The 935-nt window shown below is 21.8% G+C and carries 1 protein-coding gene; it reads right to left on the minus strand.

The annotated features are described in order from the left end of the window. Nucleotides 1-149 precede the first annotated feature (149 nt). Nucleotides 150-890, minus strand: a complete 741-nt coding sequence (locus JG677_RS08335; RefSeq protein ID WP_200169018.1) for a YaaA family protein — start codon at nt 888-890, stop codon at nt 150-152. Between the last annotated feature and the right edge of the window lie 45 nt (nt 891-935).

Genomic DNA, 935 nt, shown 5'->3' on the forward strand with positions numbered 1-935 from the left:
CTTCAAGTTCTGCCATTTTTTCTTTAATACTTTGTATATTTTTTGTAAAAATTTTAATCTTACGCTCATAGCGATTTATAATTATAAAAAGTATAAATAAAAATATAAGCACTATTAAGATTAATAAAAATCCCATTTTTTCTCCTTGTTTAATCAATAATTTCTAACAAAATTTCTTCTTTTAAGTCTATGTATTTAATTTCTTTTAGTCTCAAATTTGTAGGAAGTTTAGATAAAAGAGTGTTATTATCTTGTATGTTATTTTGAGCTAAAATTCTTAACAAAATTCCTCTATAAGCTTTTGCAAAATGACTCACAATTTTACCATTTTTTATAAATTTATAAGTAGTAAATTGTTTATTTGGAATATAAAATTTATCATAATATCCAGCTCTTAAGTCAATAATAGTTTCTTCTTTTAAAAATTCATCTAAAACATTTGAAAAATGTTGTTTATAAAATTTTTCCAAAGGAAAATTAGGTAGTTTTGCACCTTGTTTAAATTTATAAAAAGGCAAAAGATTATCAGCTCTTACTACGCCAAAAAGATTTGAAAAAATTAAAGTATTTTTATAAATATAATCTTTAGCCTTGTTGTCCAATGTATCAAAATCAAGATATTCATATGATACGCCATTGTAAAGTTCTATGGCTTTTTTTGTTGGTTGATTGTGTAAATTTTGTATAAATTTTTCAATTTCTTTTTCATCTTTTATGCCAAAAAATTCTTTTAAATTTTTTATAGAGGTATTTTTAATATATTCATAAAAAGAATTTAAAGCTTGCATTCTAAAATCAAATAATTCTTTAAAAATAAAAGAATCTTTATTAAAAGGTTTTTCAGTGCAATTTTCGCTTTTGCTTTCGCTTGGAGAAAATAATATTTTCATTTTCCTACCTTAAAAATTAATTTCAAAGTCTATAAGGAGTTTCAT

The sequence above is a fragment of the Campylobacter sp. TTU-622 genome (assembly GCF_016598965.1).
Taxonomy (GTDB): Bacteria; Campylobacterota; Campylobacteria; order Campylobacterales; family Campylobacteraceae; genus Campylobacter_D.